The sequence below is a fragment of the Arenibacter algicola genome (genome assembly GCF_018860365.1).
GTDB lineage: Bacteria > Bacteroidota > Bacteroidia > Flavobacteriales > Flavobacteriaceae > Arenibacter > Arenibacter algicola_B.
This window is the reverse complement of the sequence record NZ_JAHKPO010000029.1, coordinates 69,841-85,931: the sequence shown is the minus strand read 5'-3', so window position 1 is coordinate 85,931 and position 16,091 is coordinate 69,841. Positions and strand designations below refer to the sequence as shown.

The 16,091-nt window shown below is 34.1% G+C and carries 19 protein-coding genes; 2 read left to right on the top strand and 17 right to left on the bottom strand.

Annotated elements, in window-relative coordinates:
• Positions 1-242 precede the first annotated feature (242 nt).
• The 8 genes from KO529_RS22275 to KO529_RS22240 form a co-directional block, all read right to left on the bottom strand.
• Positions 243-1,430, bottom strand: a complete 1,188-nt coding sequence (locus tag KO529_RS22275) for a Fic family protein (RefSeq protein ID WP_215950064.1) — start codon at positions 1,428-1,430, stop codon at positions 243-245.
• A 79-nt stretch (positions 1,431-1,509) separates the two neighbouring features.
• Complete coding sequence (locus KO529_RS22270; protein WP_215950063.1) at positions 1,510-1,947, bottom strand: acyl-CoA thioesterase; 438 nt, start codon at positions 1,945-1,947, stop codon at positions 1,510-1,512.
• Positions 1,948-1,955: 8 nt separating this feature from the next.
• Positions 1,956-2,165, bottom strand: coding sequence for a hypothetical protein (locus KO529_RS22265; RefSeq protein WP_215950062.1), 210 nt, complete (start codon positions 2,163-2,165; stop codon positions 1,956-1,958).
• A 28-nt stretch (positions 2,166-2,193) separates the two neighbouring features.
• Positions 2,194-2,712: a DinB family protein gene (locus tag KO529_RS22260; RefSeq protein WP_215950061.1), complete on the bottom strand. Its 519-nt coding sequence runs from the start codon at positions 2,710-2,712 to the stop codon at positions 2,194-2,196.
• 138 nt (positions 2,713-2,850) lie between these two features.
• On the bottom strand, positions 2,851-3,489 hold the full coding sequence (locus tag KO529_RS22255; protein WP_215950060.1) for an FISUMP domain-containing protein: 639 nt from the start codon (positions 3,487-3,489) through the stop codon (positions 2,851-2,853).
• Positions 3,490-3,830: 341 nt separating this feature from the next.
• Entirely contained in the window at positions 3,831-4,910 is a 1,080-nt protein-coding gene (locus KO529_RS22250) for a ligand-binding sensor domain-containing protein (protein ID WP_215950059.1), read from the bottom strand.
• Between the two features lie 82 nt (positions 4,911-4,992).
• The gene (locus KO529_RS22245; protein ID WP_215950058.1) at positions 4,993-5,898 is read right to left on the bottom strand and encodes a WD40 repeat domain-containing protein; all 906 of its coding nucleotides are present in this window, start codon (positions 5,896-5,898) and stop codon (positions 4,993-4,995) included.
• 53 nt (positions 5,899-5,951) lie between these two features.
• Entirely contained in the window at positions 5,952-6,542 is a 591-nt protein-coding gene (locus KO529_RS22240; RefSeq protein WP_215950057.1) for a YceI family protein, read from the bottom strand.
• Positions 6,543-6,659: 117 nt separating this feature from the next.
• Between KO529_RS22240 and KO529_RS22235 the strand changes: the two genes are divergently transcribed.
• The gene (locus KO529_RS22235; protein WP_215950056.1) at positions 6,660-7,523 is read left to right on the top strand and encodes a winged helix-turn-helix domain-containing protein; all 864 of its coding nucleotides are present in this window, start codon (positions 6,660-6,662) and stop codon (positions 7,521-7,523) included.
• Positions 7,524-7,615: 92 nt separating this feature from the next.
• On the opposite strand, the gene KO529_RS22230 is transcribed toward KO529_RS22235, so the two are convergent.
• Positions 7,616-8,107, bottom strand: coding sequence for a GIY-YIG nuclease family protein (locus tag KO529_RS22230; RefSeq protein WP_215950055.1), 492 nt, complete (start codon positions 8,105-8,107; stop codon positions 7,616-7,618).
• Positions 8,108-8,275: 168 nt separating this feature from the next.
• Positions 8,276-9,058, bottom strand: coding sequence for a hypothetical protein (locus KO529_RS22225; RefSeq protein ID WP_215950054.1), 783 nt, complete (start codon positions 9,056-9,058; stop codon positions 8,276-8,278).
• Positions 9,059-9,594: 536 nt separating this feature from the next.
• On the opposite strand from KO529_RS22225, the gene KO529_RS22220 reads away from it, so the two are divergent.
• Complete coding sequence (locus KO529_RS22220; RefSeq protein WP_215950053.1) at positions 9,595-10,053, top strand: hypothetical protein; 459 nt, start codon at positions 9,595-9,597, stop codon at positions 10,051-10,053.
• Positions 10,054-10,228: 175 nt separating this feature from the next.
• On the opposite strand, the gene KO529_RS22215 is transcribed toward KO529_RS22220, so the two are convergent.
• The 7 genes from KO529_RS22215 to KO529_RS22185 all read right to left on the bottom strand — a co-directional run bounded on the left by KO529_RS22215 (position 10,229) and on the right by KO529_RS22185 (position 16,090).
• Positions 10,229-10,696 carry a DUF423 domain-containing protein gene (locus KO529_RS22215; protein ID WP_215950052.1) on the bottom strand — a complete coding sequence of 156 codons (468 nt, stop codon included), beginning with the start codon at positions 10,694-10,696 and terminating at the stop codon, positions 10,229-10,231.
• A 134-nt stretch (positions 10,697-10,830) separates the two neighbouring features.
• On the bottom strand, positions 10,831-11,295 hold the full coding sequence (locus KO529_RS22210; RefSeq protein WP_215950051.1) for an N-acetyltransferase: 465 nt from the start codon (positions 11,293-11,295) through the stop codon (positions 10,831-10,833).
• A 173-nt stretch (positions 11,296-11,468) separates the two neighbouring features.
• Positions 11,469-12,299 (bottom strand): dienelactone hydrolase family protein, encoded by an 831-nt coding sequence (locus KO529_RS22205; RefSeq protein WP_215950050.1) that lies wholly within the window; start codon positions 12,297-12,299, stop codon positions 11,469-11,471.
• A gap of 695 nt (positions 12,300-12,994) precedes the next feature.
• Positions 12,995-13,351, bottom strand: coding sequence for a bleomycin resistance protein (locus tag KO529_RS22200; RefSeq protein ID WP_215950049.1), 357 nt, complete (start codon positions 13,349-13,351; stop codon positions 12,995-12,997).
• 8 nt (positions 13,352-13,359) lie between these two features.
• Positions 13,360-14,010 (bottom strand): DUF4145 domain-containing protein, encoded by a 651-nt coding sequence (locus KO529_RS22195; RefSeq protein WP_215950048.1) that lies wholly within the window; start codon positions 14,008-14,010, stop codon positions 13,360-13,362.
• A 14-nt stretch (positions 14,011-14,024) separates the two neighbouring features.
• Positions 14,025-14,279, bottom strand: coding sequence for a hypothetical protein (locus tag KO529_RS22190; RefSeq protein WP_215950047.1), 255 nt, complete (start codon positions 14,277-14,279; stop codon positions 14,025-14,027).
• A gap of 341 nt (positions 14,280-14,620) precedes the next feature.
• A complete protein-coding gene (locus tag KO529_RS22185) occupies positions 14,621-16,090 on the bottom strand; it encodes a tetratricopeptide repeat protein (RefSeq protein WP_215950046.1) in 1,470 nt (489 codons plus the stop codon).
• Position 16,091 lies beyond the last annotated feature (1 nt).

Sequence of the window (16,091 nt, the reverse complement as noted above, 5' to 3'; positions counted from 1 at the left end):
GAAAATCGCATGGGACTTCAATTTCCTGTTCGTGCAATAATCCACCACCAATTTTATCAATCCTTGTACATTCTTCCTCTTTTGTGCAACCAACTAATGTAAGAATAACAAAGCTTATTATGCCTTGAGCAACTTTATATCTCATGTTCTTGATAATCCTTTTTTTAAACTTTCAACGTATCGGTGATATGTAGTGGACGCAGCGATAGCAAGTCTGATCTTATATCACTTGTTACACCTCGTTATTCAAGTGTTTCCATTCCAAATAGGGCTTGAGTTATTAACCGATTTAAAGATTCCAAATTTCCTTTATGCCCTTCGTTCAGAGCTAAATAATATAAATCAGTGTCATCAATTATAATCTTGTGTTCAATTTCAAATAGTTCAGATGCTTGTTGATTTAGAATGAATCTTGCGACTCTCCCGTTACCATCAAGAAAAGGGTGAATTCTTAAAAATTGGTGATGAAAATGGACTAATGCACTTATTTTGTTAGTTGGACTATCTTTCTTAATCTCTGTATAATTAGTTCTCCACCATTCCAGAAGTCCAGTTGTTTCATCAGCTACTATTTCTGGTTCTGGCGGTATAAAAGTGGCATTTTCTATTCCAGTTGCAGTTGGACTTCCAATCCAAACTTTTTGTGTCCTTAATTCTCCTAATTGTGTTCCTTGTTCTCCAAATAGAAGTAATTTATGGAGTGAGCAAAGTTCCGCTAAATCTAATTCACTCGAATTTATGTCACCTTTAGGAAATACTACTTTAATTTTATCTCTTCCACTTCTATCATTCTTCTTCACTAAGTCACTTGTACTTAGAGTGGTTTCATATGTCATGTTTGCGACTCGCTCAATTCTTTTAAGAGGAGACTTTATTGAGCTGAATCTTTTTCCAATTTCATCTAAAAGATATTCAGATTGTTTGTCAAGTAACTTTTTCAAAAAGTTGTTTTGTTGCGAGAAAAAACTTGTTTGTTCTTCCTTATTCATTTCAATTCCAAAAAGTTCAAGCCTAATCCCGTACCCCATTGGACTATTTAAGAGAGCTACTATTCTTTCTTTATGGTATATTATGGCTTTCTTATCTTGCTGTGATGCTAATTCAATTAATTCTGTTCGTTCTCCTGGAGTAATATGTTGGTTAGCTATAAATACTATTCCATCTGCATCGTTTTTGTGGACTCCTTCCAAGTCATGGTTGAATTTATCTTTAATATCCTTAAATGCCTTTTGATCAATCCCAAAATAGCATGCAGCAACATAGTCCCATCCATTCTTTTCACAAATTATATCCTTAAGACCGTCTGGACCTCCTAATGGACATTGAGGATCGACAGATTCAAAGCCTTCCATGATTAGAATTTTGGCTCCCAATCTCTCAGCTTGGACATTTCCTCCTCTCCAGTTTATTAAATGTATTTCAGTACTCATATTTATTTTCTAATGAGGTGTATCAACGGGATAGCATCATTGATGCTATCCTTTATTTGAACTTTTTAGGGCATATGAATTATTTTAAAATCGATTCCCCATAAAAATCTATGAATGTTTTTCTCCAAGTCTGAGGAAAGGGGTATTTTTTTAATTCCTTCATATCATAGGCCATTAACAACGATTGAGATATTGCAACAATTCCCTTATGTTTTTTGCTATAGATTTTACCTTCGCAAAGCACTCTATCTTCCAACAATTCAATTATATCCAAAGAAATGACAACTTGATCTGGATAGGTCACGGGAAAGATATATTTACAATCCTGCCAAGCCAATATAGGAACTATCCTATTAGAATCGAACTCGCCTTCATGCATTTTTTGAAACATCTCAATACGTGCCGATTCTATCCAGCGAAGGTAAACTGTGTTGTTCACGTGTTGTGCAGCATCCATATCACCCCATTGTACGGGAAGTTCAAGAGCTACATAACTATTGGAAATATTATCTCTCACGCCAATGATTATTTAGACTTTTGTCGATTATAGTTATCAATCAATGCTTCTGAAACTATTTTGGCTTTTTCATTGCTTATGCAAGCAAAAGTAATTTTTTTTGTACTTGTAAATTCTTTTAGCAGCTTACTAACATCCTCAACGTTCAGAAAACCATTCTCCCTTAAGTTGCCCAATATATCGCTATATCTATGCGACCTAAAACCATCTTCTAACATACCATTTATTTAAACTTTGGTTTAGTGGTCATTCCATTTTTCGCCACCATCCATTTCTCTTTCTAATATAGATTATTTGCCCTGTATGATAGGCGTTATGGGAACAAACATTCACAATGTTCGAGCTCCATTCATTTAGTTGTTCCTCTGTGGCCGCAATTACTTTCTGTTCCCATTCAGTTTGAATGCTATCCAACTTTCTGATTGCTAGAGGCCATTGCTCACCTTTAAACTGTTTAAAAGTAGTATTATTGTCATCATTAAAATCGGGGAGGGTATTTCCTTCAAAGGCATTGAGTACTCGTTCGTTCCAAAATATCAAGTGCGACACCAATTGCCCTATTGAATGGTTTTCCGAATTATCTCTCCAATTTGATTGTTCGGCCGTAACACCGTCCAAGGCCATATTTATCGGAGCGAACCAGTCTTCTTTGTTATGCGTATGCTTCAATTGCTCAAGAAGTAAGTTTCTTATTGACGGATTCTCATTTTGAGCATGACAATTCAATACTAATAATCCAATACTTATAGCTAATATTATTCTCATCCCTTACTTGAATTTTCAATTCTATTACGTTTTTCCGAGAAAGTGTCTAACTCATCCCTTATTTGAACATTTCTAAATTAAACAATTTTGAAGTGTGCTTTGTTCGAAAATTTGGGAAACTTACTTAAATAAAATAAGTCAATTCCGAACGCAACGGACCGATAGTCCGCCAAGAATATCAGCATCGAAACGGAACACTTTTGATTTATTTGATTTAAGTGGTTCAACATTGGATGGGCCACCATAATGCAAGTTCCATTCCCAGGCTTTGCCCTCTTCACCGGTATGCGTGGACGACCACCATAAACCGAGGATACCAAGGACGCGATAACTACCACCGGCCATGCGCTGACCTCCTGGAAGCGCATTAAACCCGCTGCTGTTAGTGCCGTTGCCGTCTTCTTTCCAGCCATTTACGCTTTTGAGGGCTTCACCTGCCTTGTCGGTTCCGCCAAATTCACTCACAAGTATAGACCATTCGCTATCCGTTGCCAAATGCCAACCGTTTGGGCAAGCTTTTTTTGCTGCTTCCCAGGTGTATAGCAAGCCTAGCTCTTTTCGATTGTTCTCATTGTCATCATACGCGTAACTGCCCTGTACTTTATAGTTCAGGTTTTGGGCCATCCATGTAAATGTAGTGCCCGTCAAAGCGTTTTTAAAGCTGATGGTTTTATACGTTTGTCTATCGCGATAATCAGTAAAGGCGCCAGTGGATTGGGCAATTCCTACCTGTGTAAAAAGCAAGGTAGAAAGTAGGGCAAAGAGGTGCTGTTTCATCATAGTTGGTTCGAATTTACTTTTACGGTTGTAGCTGTTTCAGCAGAGTCCATTTCAATTGAGAAGTCCTAGTCATGGTTGTAGAAGGCAAATCAGTGTCTCAGAATTGCCCTGTCAAATATGTCCTTTAACTTTTTATTGTTTACTGTCCTAAAAGGCTTGCCCCCAACAAATGAATATCACTATTGATGATACCCTGCATATAGACCTAAGCATGCCTACGTATGAATAGCAGTGAAAGTTCCGTTACGGACTTTAAATGATTCTTTATTAGAACTTTAGAGAACTAGACTAATACTTCTCTTAAGATACATTGTTATGGGTTTTTTTTCTCAAGTATATTACTTCCAAGGTCCATTCTTTGTGACATTAAAAAAGGATTTACCATCGTACCGATAAAGTCCGCCTCCGCCACCAACCCAAAGTCGACCTTCTTTATCTTCAAAAATTGTTTGTACAGCCCTAACATCGAGACCTTGCTTTTGACTGTAATTGGTAAAGCTGGCCTTACCGTTCGGAAGAGATTCCCCATTATAACGATATACACCATAGCCTTCAGAGCTAAACCAGATATTTCCCTTCTTATCTTCATAAATGACACAAACTTCATTGTTACCAATACTATTCTTTTCGGTGTAATTGGTAAAGGTTAAACCATCATATCGACTTACCCCACCAAATCTTGTTCCGAACCATATATTCCCCTTGCTATCTTCCATTATATTGTCAACGCTGTTATCCGTTAGCCCATCTTTTTCAGAATATTGTGTAAATGATCGGCCATCAAATTTAAAGCCACCAAAACCATTTGTGCTAAACCACATATTACCTGCCCTATCCTCTGTTATAGACCAGCTTGTTCCCTTGGTGATAAATTCGCCCGTCACTTTCTCAGGATAGGGAAGTTCAAATGGCGCCCAGTTTGTGCCATCAAATAGAAATATACCTGTTTCTGAACCTGCCCAAATATTATTTTTACGGTCCGCAAATATGCTCCAGAATCCTTGACCTCTAAAATATTTCCAATCAGTATAATTGGTGAACCGTTTGCCACCTTCATTATTACTTGACCAGTCGTATTTCACAACACCATGGTCCGTAGCGAACCATATATTTTTCTCCCTATCTTCTGTGATGCCAGTAATTTGTTGCCCATCAAATCCCTGTGCATTGGAGAAATAAGAAATGCTATCTCCATCATAGTGCGCTACGCCATACCCATTAGTGCCAAACCATAGGTTTCCATTTTTATCCTGAAATATTTGTCTTATATATTCGGATATTTGTGAATTTTTTTTTGGGGTTGCTTCTGATTCATTTGTAGTGTTTTCTGATCTGGCTGGTTTGTCCTTAGCACCACAGGAAGTAATAAGAACAACAGAAAATAGGAGAAGATAAATTTGAGTATTCAGTATAGTCATTTTTATGTATTTGATTTGTAGTTTGATTTCAAAGATGTTTTGTCCTAGACCATTGTTTAATTGAACTTTATCAATATTATTTTTAATTTAATTTTCGTACAACATTAGCATTCCTATCCCAAACAATAACTTTTCCAAAATGGCTAGAGGTAACAATATACTTTCCGTCAGGACTCCAATCAACTCCCCACAAATTATCATCTGAGAATCCCGTTTTTAATAATTTCCCTTTTTTGGACCATATTCTTAAAGCGTCGCTCGCAGTTGCCAACCTGTTACCTGTTTTATTCCAACTTATATTTCTGTATTCCGTCTTACTTACCTCAATTTGCCGGATCAATGTTCCGCTAGGATTCCAAAATTGCAGTAATGGTTTATAGGGGACCTTATTATCTCCATAATCTCCTGTTACAAAGAACTTTCCCGATTTGTGCCATTTCACACAAAGCATCAATACTTTCTCGTCACGATGTTTAATTTTTTTCAGGAGATCCCCATTTTCGTTATAGATCCACATGTCGTCACCTAGAACAATAATTTCGTTTTTAAAAGGGTGCCAATCAACTGCAACATAACTTTTCGTATCTTCTTTTTTTATAGTGTTAGTGAGCTGTCCATCTTTTGTCCAAATAGTTAGAACCCCTTCATAATCTGCAATCGCAATCAATTCTCCATTGAAATTCCAGGCTATCGATCTACCACCAATATTATCTCCACTTTCAAATTGAATAGTCCTGTCATTTTCAACGTCCAAGATTTTCGAACCATTGTCAATAGCGGCTATCGCCAAAATATTTTTTATAGGATGCCATCTAACCCGTTTGACTTCAGATTCATTCTTATAGATTCTAAGTAGTTCAAAAGTGTGGCCATTATATATTCTAATTCTTTTGTCATCACCCCCTACAGCAATAAAATTACCATCGTTGCTCCAATTGGCTGTCCAAAGAATTCTGTTTTCATCCTGTTCTTGCGAATAACAATCCATTATACCCATTATAAGAAGGCAGTATATTATAATCACTTTTCTTATTTCCATGTTCACAATTTTTCGTTTTTGGCGACAACAGTAACCTCGAATTCGATTGCATCGGAAATGGTATCGTCCTTTAAGCTACTTAGCAAACTCTTGGATTCATAGTTCACTTTCCACCGTGTTCGATCAATAATAAATTTAGTTGTCATTACCAACTTGCCCTTATCATGTTTTAAAATAGCCTTGTATGCTATTGGCTCGGTTATATTTTTGATGGTCAAATTCGCTTCAATATCCAAATTGATGCTGTCGGAATATTTTATTCCCGTAATTTCTAATTTGGCATTTGGATATTTTTCTACATTGAAAAAGTCTTCATTTTTAAGGTGCCATACCAACATTTCATTATATTTTCCATCGGTATTTATAATAGAATTCATGTCTATCTCAAATCGTCCTCCTGATAAAGAATCCTTATCTTTAAGAATCACACCACTCTTAAAGTTTACAGTACCGTGGTGTTTGTTAAACTTAAAAAGATTGGAGCCAGTCCACTTAATTAAACTTTCGCTTGTGTTCATTTTAATCTCCTCTTGTGCCCTTGCCAAACCTACTGAACATAGGATGAATAATAATAATAATATACCTTTTTTCATGATTACTATTTATATCAAAACTATGGTCACGTTTCCCAAATCATGTCAAAAAAATGTAAAACAAGTGTAAAAAATTGTAACTTTTTACCTAATTGAATCTTGGTAATGATTATTATAATGAAGTACAGAATTTTGATTTCAGGTTTTTTGCTGGTTCTATCTTCTTTTGCCTTATTGGCTTATGTAGGCATTGATGAAAATGACAATTTTTCGGAGCGGGTAAAAATTGCTTTAAGGGATTCGGGAAACAGGTTGCTATTGTCGAACGATGACTCCACATCACTGATATTGCCTATAGTTGAATTGGACAAGAATAATTTTGAACTATCATTTCAAAACAAGTTGTCGATTCTACCCGACAGCTTGGTAACTATTATTGGCCATAGTTTTGAGACTGCACATTTGCCCATTAACTATATCGTAGAAGTTATCAACCTTGATAGTGGGGAAGTCTCTTATAGCTATGAAATCAAAAAGGACATGGAAAAAAACATTATTCCTTGCATTGGGCGAAACCTGCCCAAGGATAATTATAAAATTAAAATTCTTTTTACAGAGCAGCAATCGTTATTAATACAAAATAAGAACTCTTCCATAATTTCTTTGATTGGAATAGGATTCTTAGGTTTTGGATTGCTGTATTGGAAGAAAGAGAAAATGAGTTATTCCGAGGAAGGCCTTTCACCGTTTTCGAAAATTGGTAATTATGAATTTCATAAAGAACAGAATAAATTGGTAAGAGGTAGTTCCACTATTAAACTTAGTATGAAGGAATGTGAATTGATTTCAATATTTGCTGAAAAACCAAATCAAATTATTAGACGCGACTTCCTCATTAAAGCGGTTTGGGAAGATAATGGGGTTTTTGTTGGCCGGAGCCTGGACACCTTCATTTCGAAAATCCGGAAAAAATTTGAAGACGATGATTCCATAAATATTATCAATATCCATGGCGTGGGATATAAACTTGAAATTTCTTAAGGCACCTTCTTTATTTTCCTCCTATATAATTAGACCAATAAATGGGCGATTTTACAACATATTCTCCTTATTCATCCTTTATTTAAACTTTTTTATTGACTACAAAGTATTGGCCAGCCAATTTCTGCTCTATATTTTTGTTCAAGAAAAGTACGCTGTAGTTTACTGTCAAAGTAACCATCATATTTTCCTAATTCAATAAATTGAAAATCCCACTGAAAACTTCTTAGTTTTTCTATTTGAAAAAGAGCAAGACAACCTGTTCCTTTGGAACCTTTGAAATGCTCTTTAAATCTTTGTCTTAGGTTATAGCTATGCCCGGTGTAAACAATATATTTGTTAGAACCCTGCTGAAGAATTTTAAATTCTTCTGGCAACTTATCTGATTCTCTGATTTTCTTTTCTAAGTTATAGTGTTTTTTGTCAGTTCTGCTGCCAAATTGAACAAATAATTCTTTAGGTACATTGGTTAAAATTTGATAAATACCCGGTTTTCTTGGAACTTCTAGAGCTAGATGTTCAAGGTCTTCGTAGTTAACCGGTAGCTCCTCCCAGTTTTGCGATATATTTTCTATTAAATTCACTATCCTTTATTTGAACTTTAGAGAACTGGACTAGTGCTTTTCATAGGAGCAAGGTGTTGTGCGTTCGTGCTTATTATTATTTAGTCTGCAAGGAGGTAAGTATATCCCTTTTCTTGCATTAAGATATAAGCTTTATTCATACAGGCTCAGTACTTAATTAAAGTGCAGTTATGTCATAAGGAACACAATTATCATAAAAATAGTAACTATTACGCCCAAACCCCATAAACACCCTGCATATTGCTTGTTTTTTCTATGATTTTCTGCATCTTTAAAATTTGTAAATTGAATCACACCACCATCAGTAATATTTTCAAATTCATATTGCCTTAATTTATTATTCCAATTTCTTGCTTTAATTAAGATAAAAACACCTAACAACAATCCAATTACAAAAATAGTCAGTCGTATGTATCGGTCAGTTATTTTTTGTTCCTCTTTATCTTTTGCTTCTTGTACTTTTCTTTCTTCAGCTCTCATTTTATCGTATTCATTTCCAGATATAATGTTTTGTTCTTTAACTCTGGCATTGTAGTTTACTTTTGCATTCTCGCTTAAAAGTAATTCACGCATCTCTTCGGGGAACTCAGGAGTATGGTAATAATAATTTTTCCATAATCCTGACCATTTATCTGGGGCATTCGTTTCATTTAAATAATTACTATAAACGTTTCTCACTGCATTGCTATATTCTTCAAGTTGCATGGCGACAATTTTAGACTTACCATTTTTAAACTGATATAATCTTGAAATATCCTGCATAACCACTAAAGCCGCACATTGTTTAGCATAAGTATCTACCATATTCTTACCCTTAACATTTTTAAGAACATTTTCAGCAGTTGGGACATCAAATAACGATTGGTTGGTTTGAGCACTAATGACACTTGTTAAGACTATAAAAAAAACGAAGACTACTAAACTTATGTGATGATTTAAATTTATTTTCATGCCTTTAACAGTTAAGGGTATAGATATTTTTTTGCTGTTTTTTCATTTCTCAATTTAAGCATTTTTCATATAATTATTTTCAATCGTAGATATTTGTGTTGGCAAAACGAAATTTATAATATATGTTTTTGGTTTTTTGGGTATGTTCGTTAAGGCACATAGTTTACAAAAGTTAAAGATTAGCCTTTACACTAAATTAGTCTCTAACCTTGTTGCTTGTTCTTTATTTCTTAAATACTTGTAATACGTATCTAGAATTATTTACACTCTCGCAGATTTCAGAAACAGTTAATTTACCCTTTTGTCAGCAGTAGCCTGGTTATTTTTAAACAAAGGAAAAAAATTAGAATAGTAAAGAATAATTTGAATGGAATTTTTTATATTTGTGTCAGGTGTTTTTGGTATGCCTGCTCGTTCGTGCGAAGATTTCATCAACCAATAACTAGATAATATAACCCCTTCAGAGCTTATTATCCAACCACAGTATACGAACGCAAAATTTCAGGATAATAGTCTTTGAACTAAAGGATTATATTATGAACACTATTGACTACTTCAAACTTCAAGCAAAAAATCTACACAGGGACTTCAAGACCCAAACTCCTCTTGTTGACAAAACGATAGGCCGTTTTCAGTACGAGTATTCGCCGAAGTATTTTCAAATTTATGATATTATTTCGGACTTTGATATCGACGAGCAAAATTTTAGCCTCATGAACGCACAGCATGTAATCGCCAATATTGCAGGCTTTGATAAATGGGGTACTCTGATAAAAGTATCGGCGTCAAAATTGGAACTTGCCAAATTATTATTTGAGCATCAAGATAAAATTGATTTGATTTCATGGAATTTTTATATTGCTGACGCACAATCTATGAATGAAGACGAGGTCGACGCAGGGATGCAAGTAGAAATATTCAAACAAGTTGTTATTGAAGATAATATTTTTGACATGGTAATAGATAGTTATCTTATAAAGGATGACTATCTATAATTGCTCCGATTTAATGGTTTGCTCAATGTTATCGTAGTAGTAGTAGTAGTAGTAGTAGTAGTAGTAGGGTTACTGCTAACGACGGGATAGCATCATTGATGCTATCCTTTATTTGAACTTTAGAGAACTGGTCTAGGCTTTTCATAGGAGGTTTTGTTACGGAATGATAACTCTTTCAAGACTCTAATATTTCAGAAATTAATGTCTTATATTCTTGAATATCCTTTTCAAATTTTTTCTGTATGGCAATCCATAATACAATTCCTACTGCTAATAGTATTCCTCCAAGTATGTACATGGAAGCACTGCTACTCATTCCTGAAATTATTGCGATTAAGAAACCCAAACCTAAGAACATATGTGTAAATATTATCAATGTTATTAGAAAGTGTTGAGTAAAAGAAATTTCTACGTAGGTCTCATATTCCGTATCCGTTTTAAATAATTTTCCGTTAACAATAGTCCAATTATGGAATACCATGTACCATGCGTACAGAATTCGTTTACGCATTTTAAATGTTATTGAATTGTGTTTATCATTATCCATATCAAAAACAAATCCATTAAGGGACCCAAGCGCGGATTCTAATTTCTTACTAATCTCTAAAAGATTACTTTTTACTTTAAAATTCCATGCTTTCATATTATCATTTTAATTGTTTGTAACAATGTGATAGTATCCTTGAATATCTCGCTTATAAGACTAAGTTAATCAATAATATTTCGATTATATTTTTAATCCTTTATTTGAACTTTACTAAATGTCGCAGAAAGTTTTTATTTTTTCCATTTAATTTTTACCGCGGATATTTTCGCCGACTCTAATCTATCGGTTGTCAATATTTCAAATCCATTTTGGAGATAAAAATTCAAAGGTGAACTGTAAAATTCTCCGTTATTCTTTTTGTCTTTGTTGTGGTCAATTACCCATCCACTTAATTCATTTTCTTTTTGTTTTGCAAGTTCTAATATTTTATTTCCAAATCCTTTTCCGTGAATGTCCGAGTCTAAGATTATCGCGAACCACTTTTCATTATCTCTTTTAAAGTCAAAATACCACCCTTCAATTTTTTCGCTTGAATCAATTAACAAAATATGAGACTGGCTAGTCAGCTTGTTAAGATATTCGTCAAGCTCTTTTAGTGTCTTGTAGGATAGTTTTTCAGGGTATTCATTATTCCATAGCTCAAAAATCTCAAGTTTTTCAGAATCAGATAAAATTGAACGCCTAATGAATTCCATTCTTAAGAATTTGTTTATAATTGGCTACAACCTATGAATATAGATTATTAATAATCTATACATCCTTTATGTGCGGAACTTTTATATACCTGAAAAACAGAAAACTCATTACAAAATCCGCTTTTTGTAAAGAATATCCTTTATTTGAACTTTGTAATTTGATACATTTTTACTTATTCAAGTTTTTGTTCAAAAAACCAATCCAGTAAACCTTCGGTACTATTAACCTGATTCCAAATGTCATGACCTGCACTTGAAAACTCAGTGTACTGCGGATTTCCGCCGGCATCTCTAATAGCCTTGATCATATCACGTGACAAACTCACAGGGACACTTCTATCTTTTTCGCCATGGAAGGCCCAAATTGGAACGTCGATTATGCTTTGTGCTAGATCAGGATTACCACCTCCACAAATAGGAATTGCTGCAGCAAACATTTTTGGACGGACCGAAATGAAATGCCATGAACCATAACCGCCCATAGAAAGTCCAATAACATAACGCCTTTTTTCATCAATCCTGAATTCTTTTTCCAATTCATCTACAGCCTCAAAAACTAGTGTGGCCACGTCCGATTGATTTGGAATCCCTCCCCATGTGAATCCAGGTGGACATTGTGGCACAAAAATAAAGGCAGGATAATTTCTTCTATTTTCATTTTTGGATAGCATTTGAGCATAGGGAGATGATTCTATCTGCAAGGCATTATCCGTTCCGTGACCCCCTCCATGATGAAGGCCAATAACCAACGGATATGCTTTATTAGGGTCATAATCCACAGGTTTGAGCAATCGATATGGTATCTTTACCCCTTGGCTGCCTACGTGGGTTCTAGCCTCAAAGGGCTGGGCCAGCACCTTTGCTCTTTCAAGTCTATTATTTAGGTTATCAGAAAATCTGTAACTATTGTTTATTAGAACAAAAGATGTTGTTGTAACGGCTATTCCGGCAATAAGCAAGAAGCCTTTAAGGACATTTGACAGTATTGGACTCCCGTTTTTCATTTCCAGTTTTCTCTTCTCACTCAAAAAATTCAAAAGGAAAGGAATGGGAAGTAAGCTCTCAGCTAATAAATTCCATGAACGAACTTTCTGCAAAGCTATTATGACCTGTACATTTTCAGTATTTACGTTCCAAATGTATGATAGTAATTGGATTGACCCAAGGACAAAAATAAAGAGACCGGCTGTTTTTAGCCAGGGTCTTCTACCCGCATTTGAAAATATAAGGCTTATCGAATATAGAAGTACAGAAATTAAGACCAGTGGGTATGTATATCTGAATAATCCTTCTAATAACCTTGCCGACGACATAGTATAGATAACTATAAAATGACAAACCAATAATATTACATAAACAAGTCCTAACTTAAATGTGATAGAGTACCTTTTATGTTGATAGTATTTAAGCAATACAAATAACCCTAATATATTAACTATAACCATTACAACGAACCAGACTGAAAAAGTTGGCAGATAAAAAACCCTTTCCCCTATTTTGAAATGAACTACGCCAAGTACCAATCCCATTGCAGCGCAAAGCACAAATAGCAAAGTTCCAAAAAAGTAAAAATCTCGATTTATTGAAAATGGTCTCATAAGGGTTAAATAATTCTATTCAGGTCATTATATTTGGTATAAATTATACTCCAATCTCAATAGGTTCCTCCTATCCTTTATCTGAACTTTAACCGACTATTTTAAATACTCTCTCCGAAAGTTAGCAAATTATTGTCTGGGTCAAGAATTGAAAATTCCCTTTGTCCCCAAGGTTTTATTTGAAGACTTCCATTTGGATGAATACTCGTTCCGTTGTCCAACAATAATTGGTGAAATTTTTCAATGCCATCTACTCTTATATAAACTTGCCCGTAATTTTCTTTCGGATTCAGTGCTTTGAACTCAAAAAAGTGGATTTGAATATTGTCTTTTTTAAGCATCAAGTAACCATCATAGTCTGCACTTCCAAATTCTTGAAAATCTAATCTGTTTAAATAGAAATTCTTGGTAATCGTTTTATTGCGCATTGGTAATTTTGGATTGATGTCTGTAAACATAATATCCTTTATTTAGACTTTTCAATTTCTTTTAATTTCCTCTCGGCTAACTCGGCCAAATGAGGGGCCGTATATATATACTCCAAAATCGATTTAATCATGTTGGTTAGAATAGGTATTTCTTTTTCACTTAAGCTACCACCACGCTCGTGTGCTCCAATATTGCCAAATAGCCTAAGTCCTTTTGCAACCTTAACAAGTTTTTCGGGTATTTCTCCCTTATCAGCAAGATGTTTTAATTTTTTAGACAAAAACGATCCCTCAGCTTCTCTATCAAAACAAATAAGTTCCAAGAGTCTTCTAATTAATAAGGCATAAGAGTTTGGATCTATAAGCTTAACTTTTTGCGCAGCTTTATACGCCAGTTTAATCTCATTTGGTAGTCCTAAGGGAATATCATTATCTATAGGATATAAATATTCATAACTAACATCTTCCTCAGATTCCATGAAGTCATGCCAGAAGTATTTTACAATATTTTCACGGGTACATGCAGGGCAAATTAGAACATCATAATAATATCCTTCTTCAGGTGCCGGATATGGATCATGGCTATCTTCTTTTTTGGAGTCTTTAAATATATGACCAATACTTTCCATAGCGGCAATATTTGAACAGTGCCCACAAGAAAATGTTTGAGATAATCTTTTGCTTTCCATCGTTTATTTAAACTTTATTGAAGAAGCACACTTTGAAGTTTCCCGCGTTGCAACTTATCAAAGAGTTTAGGTTCATGCCTAAAATACTTAATACTTTCCTGATACTCTATAAAATACAAAATTTCACAATTGATTTGATCTTCACTTTTGGCTGAATCATATTCGACCTCATTAACTAAATAAAAATTCTCTTGCTTTCTATCCATAACTAAATTTTCTCCCTTTTCAATAAACTCAGTTGGAGTAAAATCTTTTGGTTTGTTTTCCATCTTCCTTGTATTTATATAACCTTAATTTGAACTTTAGTTTTTATACAGTTTTCCTTAATCTAGAATTTGAATTTCTATTAATCCTCCATCATTCAAATTAACAGTCAATAATTGGTTTTCCTCATAATGGGGGTTATCATTCAATAAACATTTGACCTTTATTTTAGCCAAACTGCCATTTTCTTGAATTTTTTCAACTAGAAGTGCTTTGAAAACACCCTGGAACTGTACTAACTGTAATTTAGTTATACCGTCCTCTGTATTTTTAAGTATTCCCTAAAGCAACGCTAATTTATTTGACAAATTTTATATCATATATTTGAAAATCTAATAAACAATGGTTAGCGTTTCCGCCTTTTCTTCTTGTTCCCACTATGTTTTTTGTTCAAATGATGATTAGTTTCCATTTTGAGATATGGTTGCGAAAGCACATGTAATCCAAGTTTAAAAATACACGCATATTCGTCGTTTTCTTTGTATTCAGCAACTGTATTTTTAAATTTTGATTTATTCGATTCATCAATGAAAATATATTCTATAAATGAAATTGAGAAATTAAAAAAAGGCAATTTAGTAGGCATTTTTTCTTGCTCTTTCAATTGAAAATCAATTACGTCAACCCAGTTGATCACTGGATTATTTCGCATTTCGAATAGCTTCTTAAAATTAATGCAAAAATCAGTTACGTTGTTTTGAAGTATTGCGAAAAAACCCAAATTTAAATAGATTTGAATTGCTTTAGGGTCAATGAGTTTTGCTTGTTCGGTGTAATTGACAGCTTTATCAACGTTTCCCAATTCATAATTCCATCTCGCCATATTGATAAATAAATCAAACTTTTGGTTGTGAACTTTCACTAACTTTTCAAGTTGTTCAAGTCGACTAATAGCCTTTGGAATATCCTTTTGGTGATAACTCTTAATCGCAGAATCAAAGAACAAATCAACCAAAATTGTGGAAAGTCGTGCTTCTGCTAAATTAAAAGGTTGAAGTTCTAGGGTAACACTATTCTCCTCTTTTCTACTAATCTTAACTATTGTATTGTTGGGCTCAAATACTCTTGCCAGTATGTTGAGGGCATCTTCATATCTATCTGAGTATATAGCGTAAAACACGACATAATAAATTATTATATTATGAAAATTGGCCAAATATTTTTTCTTATCAATACCGCTATTTGAAATTAAATATTGCCAGTTTCGGGCCCCAACGAGTAAGTTCATATCTTGGGTTAAATCAATAGTATTATAAAGAATTCTCTTCTTCCATGTTGGAGATTTCCGTGTGAAAGTAACTGAAAACCTTTCCACAATGATCTTTTCTATTGATTCGTAATTTCCAGACTCTACAAAAACCCTAATAATCAAGTCGTACATGAAATAGAAATTATTATGATACCTGTTAATCTCAGATTCATGAACGCAAAAATTTGAGGGTAATAATTTCAATTGGATACCATCCTGGAATTCAGCAGATTTGTTAATCTGGTTTATCACTTTTCCGACTATTTTATTGACAACTAACCGATCTCTGTCATCATCTAGAACTACTATGACTCCTGTATAAATCTTATTAGAAAATTTTAGAAAAAAACGGTTGGTTGTACTAACCCAAAAAATAAATACCAATAGTGCAAGTATAAGGGGAAAGACTAAATACTTTAAAATTGGAATCATGAAAGATTCAATATCAAAATAATTTAAAACAGAGAAATACAAAAAAAATAATAAAATAAGGCCTATGCCAAATCCAGACTTGGTTTCCCATTTCCCTAATAATCTATCCCAGAGGAGAAGAATATCAAAACCCATA